The following is a 4514-nucleotide window of genomic DNA, read 5'->3' as shown; positions in this document are numbered from 1 at the left end:
TGGTACTTTAATAGTTGTTGCACCATTTAAAGCAGTATTAAGTTTTGCTAAGTTATCTTTTTGTAACTGGTTTGCATCTAGTTCTGTGTCTGAAAGTTGCTTAAATTTTTGTGTTATCAGTGGAGAATGTGAGTGTCTCGCACCATTTGTTATCATTTCTACAGAAATTGTTATTGTTCCATCTGTTGCTCCTGTTGCTGAAATGTTAAAATTTGATCCCGTTATAGCAGTAGTTGTAACATCTATTCCAAGTTCACTTTTAAGAAAAGTAGCGCTTGTAATTCTTGAAGCAATTGCACTAGCTTTATCAGTTGGTACTTTAAATGTTGGTTTTCCAGATAAAATTGTCTTAACTTTTGCAAGGTTATCCCTTTGTTTTATGTTAACTGCAATAGTTTGGTCTTTCATATGACCTAAGCTTTTTTTCACAATATCCGTTTTAGTACTTGAACCATCAATAGTATTTAAACTAATTTCTAAGTCTATTTCACCACTTGTTTTTCCTTTTGCTTTAACTACAAAAGTCGAACCTTTTATTGAAGATAAATCAATACCCAGTTCTTTCTTCAAACTTGCTACATCAGTTATTCTAGCTGCTATTTCACTTGCTTTTTCGAAATTAGAAAGCTCCTTTGTCTTTGTTTTATTGATGATATCTTTTAATTTATCTAAATTATTAAAATGTAAAATACTTTTGGAATGCATATCATTTATTGCCTGGAATGTAACGTTTTGAATTATAGATGAATTATTAACATTAGGTTGGTCATGCATATGGAAATTAACAGAAACTTGTGCTTTTTTTGTTGCTGGATCATATTTAGAAACTCAAATCCTTGCAACAAATTCAGTTGTTTTAGAAACACCCTTTCCAAAAAAAGATGTTCTAATAGCATTGTTTTTTGTTGTTATCTCGCTACCCATTACAACTCCATCAGCCTTAATTCACTTACCATTCTTCATTTCTAAAGTAACTTCTTTTTGCATTCTAGAAAATAATGTTTTGTCAGTACCATTAACGATACTCAATAAATCCTTAACAGTTGGTTTGCTTTTATTTTGATTAACGATTGAAGCATCAAATGAAACTCTTAATGCTCCTCATTTATTTATAGTTACTTCTTGTGTAAATGTTTTGTCAATTGTAGATTGTTTCCAAAATTCCACTGGAGATGAATCTAAAATTACAAAGTTATTAAAGCTCTTAGATTCTTCAAAAATAATAGGAATAATTTTTGATTTTGGCTCTCTTGCTCCAGGAGTGTTCATTTCAATATTAACTACTACAGAACCTTCGCTATTTAAACTTGAGTTTATGTCAAAAGTAGAATCAGTAATTCCTGATAAATCAATACCCAATTCATCTTTAAGCGTAACTAAATCATGTATTTTTTTAACTATTTCAGCATCTGTGCCTTTTGGTTTAGAAAGTGGTTTAGCAATATTGATTATTTTTTGTAATTTTTCGTAATTTTGTGCTTTTATTAAATCTTTACTGTATTCGTGGTTTAATCCTTGAGCAGATAAACTTTTAAGAATTATAGCATCTTCCCCACCTGGATTTGTTTGAGATAAATTAAATGATATTTCAACTTCACCAGTTGCAGCATCTTCTTTTGAAATTCAAACTTTCAAAATAGCAGTATTCATGCCCTTTGAACCTCATCCTTTTGCTGAAAATTGAATGGCATTTGCTTCAGATGTAAACTCTTTAGCTTGTATAAGACCATTAAAATCAACTCATTTACCATTTTTCTTAGAAAGGAAAATCCTCTTCTTAACTTCCTCAAAAAGATCTTTATCGGCACCATTTGTAATTGCAACTAATTCTTGAAATGAAGGCTGTACTGTACGAGTTGAAACAGTAGCGAAATCAAAATCAGCCCTAACTGTTGAGTTGGGGTCATTTGAAACTACATTAAGAGTAGTTGTATGTGAAGCGTGATACATGTCACTATGTTTAGGAGAATCATCTTCAATTCCAAATCCACTTGCAGTCTTAATGTTATTAATTAATGCTTTTACTGGTGATGATTTTGGTTTTTTAGCTCCCGGTGTATCCATGACTACACTTAAATCGATTACACCATCCATGTCTGATGTAGTTGTTATTGCAAAAGTTGAATTATTTATTCCAGTTAAGTCTATGTTTGTTTCTTTTTTTAGTGTTTGCACATCTACTATTCTCTTCACAATTTCGCTAGCTTTCTCATTAAGGTTATTTAGTTTTATTACTTTACCTAATTCTCTTTTTAAAAGTGTTAAATTTTGTGTTTGTATAGTGTCAGGTGATTGCCCAGCTGCATAATTTAAAATTACACTATTTGTGCTCTTAAATGAATTTACATATGGATTGTCTTGCACTTTATAATCTTTTATACCTACAGATAATGCTAAGGTAGATACCCCTATAATAGTAGTACCAATACCAGATACTAATATTCTCTTATTTATTTTTTTCATATTTATATATTGCTCCTATTAATTTAATTTGTATTATGATATTATCACATACATAAATTTAACTATGTAAAATACATAGTAATAAATAAATTATAAATGATTTATTTCACTAATATGGTTATTAAAATCCATATAATATATTAAAAAATATATGAAAAAAATAACTTAATATTGCCATTTTTTTCATAACTTTAAATACTGTATTTTAAAATTTACACCTAATTATATTACGAAATTATAGGACTTGGTATTCAATACATGGTTAGGAAGTTTTACTTGTTACTTATATATAATTAAGTAACTAAAATAGAAAGTAAAACTTAAAGTTGTGGCTATTAAAGATATTATTCAATACCAAAATATAATTTGTATATACAATTATTTTTATAATATAATTTATATTGAATCAAAATAACAAGGAGCTAAAATGAAAAAATTCAAAAACGACTTTATTTTTTCAACATCCACATGTTCATTTCAAATTGAAGGTGGAAGAAATAAAGGTGGAAGAAAACAATCAATTTGGGATAAATTTACAATAGAAAATTATTACATACCTAAAGAAGGCGAAGCTGCAAGAGAAATAAATTCTATAGATGTAGCATCAAATTTTTATGAACGTTATGAGCAAGATGCTAAAATAATGAAACATTTAGGTGTAAATGGTTTTACATATAATATGGATTGAGCAAGAATTATGCCAGATAGTTCTGGAGTACCAAATGAAGAAGGAATCCAATTTTATGAAAATGTATTCAAGTCATTAAATGAAAATGGCATTAAGCCAATTCCGATTCTTTACCATTGAGATACACCATTATGATTAGAAGAAATGGGAGGGGTTTCAAATAGAATTTTTATAAAATATTTCATTGAATTTGTTGAAGTTGTCTTTAAGAGATTGGGGAAATATACAGATATATGATATGTTAATGATGAAAATTCAACATTCACAACATCTGCTTATTTAGATGCTTATAGCCCTCCTTTAAAAAGTAATCCAAAAGAATTTTGAAGTGCAGTTCACATTTTAAATATGACGGGCGCTCTTTGTAAAAAATCTTTTATAGAGGCTAAAAAAAGAGGTTATATTATTGAAACAGCTATTTTAGGAATTGACCATGATTGAAATCCGGCAATACCTTATGATAAAGATGACAAGGAGGATATTTTAGCAGCAGAAATTTTTAATGAGTATAATTTAAAATTATTCCTTGATCCAAACATTTTAGGAACTTATCCAAACTGTTTTTGAGAAGAAATAAAAGAATTGGGAATTGAAAAAATAGTAGAGGATGGAGATATGGAAATTTTAAAACAATATCCATTAGATTTGATTGGTTGAAACTATTACAGACCTGCCATTATAGCTTCTCCTAAACGCATGGAAGAGAATATTGAATGATTTAATGAACCAAGCTTTTTTATAACAAAAAAAGCATGAGTTGTTTTTCCTAAAAATGAAAGGTATACAGATTGAAAATGATTAATCAAACCAGAATACCTTATCCCAGGGGCAAGAACATTATTTGAAAGATATAATAAACCATTAATGATAATTGAAAATGGTATTGGATACTTCGACAAAAGAAAAGATGGAATTGTTGAAGACGAATATAGAATTGATTTTTTAAATGAGCATATCATTCAGGTTCAAAAGGCTATTGAAGAAGGAATCCCTTTTATTGGTTATTCACTTTGAACATATTGCGATATCTTTTCACCTTCTGGAGGATATAGAAAGAAATATGGTTTAGTAGGAGTTGATTTTGAAGGCGGAACGCTTGATAGATACCCAAAAGCTTCATTCAATTGATATAAATCTGTTATAAAAAATAAAAGCGCTGTTTTAGATGAAATAAAATATAAAAAACATATAGAAGATGCAAAAAAAGATTATAAAAATAATTCACTTTGAAAATAATGCAAAAAAACTAGGACTAATGTCTTAGTTTCCTCGATTGAAATTTAAAGTGCAACACTTAGAGTTAAAATTTAAGTGAGGCACTTTTCATATGCAATTATCCAAAATAGGCAAATGAAAAGTCCCT

At 28.6% G+C, this 4514-nt stretch carries 2 protein-coding genes; one reads left to right on the top strand and one right to left on the bottom strand.

Features of this window, described 5'->3' with window-relative positions; all coding sequences use genetic code 4:
• On the bottom strand, window positions 1–2463 hold a 2463-nt coding region (locus C4B24_RS04445; RefSeq protein ID WP_131599573.1), incomplete at its 3' end, for a hypothetical protein.
• Window positions 2464–2890: 427 nt separating this feature from the next.
• Here C4B24_RS04445 and C4B24_RS04440 point away from each other — a divergent pair.
• On the top strand, window positions 2891–4387 hold the full coding sequence (locus tag C4B24_RS04440) for a glycoside hydrolase family 1 protein (protein WP_131599572.1): 1497 nt from the start codon (window positions 2891–2893) through the stop codon (window positions 4385–4387).
• Window positions 4388–4514: the final 127 nt, after the last annotated feature.

Source organism: Mycoplasma marinum, from assembly GCF_004335975.1.
Taxonomy (GTDB): domain Bacteria; phylum Bacillota_I; class Bacilli_A; order Mycoplasmatales; family Metamycoplasmataceae; genus Mycoplasma_K; species Mycoplasma_K marinum.
The sequence above is the reverse complement of the archived record's forward strand: the minus strand, read 5'-3'. Positions and strand labels throughout refer to the sequence as shown.